Source organism: Lactobacillus sp. UMNPBX19 (assembly GCF_002553805.1).
Taxonomy (GTDB): Bacteria; Bacillota; Bacilli; order Lactobacillales; family Lactobacillaceae; genus Lactobacillus.
On the sequence record NZ_PCYR01000144.1, the window covers coordinates 1 to 392 of the forward strand.

1 protein-coding gene is annotated in these 392 nt (G+C 45.9%); it reads right to left on the reverse strand.

Annotated features, from left to right (window positions below; all coding sequences use genetic code 11):
• On the reverse strand, window positions 1-392 hold a 392-nt coding region (locus CP370_RS09495), incomplete at both ends, for an ATP-binding cassette domain-containing protein (protein ID WP_143467908.1).

Here is a 392-nt window from a genome sequence, read left to right on the forward strand (position 1 = left end):
CATTGGCTGGATGACGTAGAATGTTTTCGGGAGTATCTACTTGGACTTGCTTTCCACCGGTCATGACTACGATCCGGCTGGAAAGGCGTAATGCTTCATCCATATCGTGGGTAACGAAGATGAAGGTCTTACCTAACCGTTCTTGTAAGTCCTTAACGAGGTCTTGTAAATCTTCCCGAGTAATCGGGTCAAGTGCGCCAAACGGTTCGTCCATTAAAATAATGTCTTGATCCGCTGCTAGCGCCCGCACTACCCCGATTCGCTGTTGTTGGCCACCAGAAAGTTGGGATGGATAACGATCCAAATATTCTTCTGGCAAATCAACCAGTTTAATCATTTCTTTAGCCCGCTCATTGCGTTTTTCTTCGGGCCACTTCAATAATTTTGGTACA